We start from the raw sequence: 241 nt of genomic DNA on the forward strand, positions 1-241 counted from the left end.
TCCCCTTCAGCCACTCGGGCACCGCNNNATATTAAATTTTTTAAAAATTATTATTTATAACTTTAAGTTGATATGTTATATTCTATATCATATAAAACATTATTAAAAGGATATAATAATTGAATTAATGTTTTATTCTCAATAATTATATTTTTTACATAGCATAATACTGATTGATTTGAATGTACTATTTTATTTTCACATGTTAGATTATAAATATNNCCAGTTATATTTAATCTAA

The organism is Candidatus Nanopusillus massiliensis (assembly GCF_920984865.1).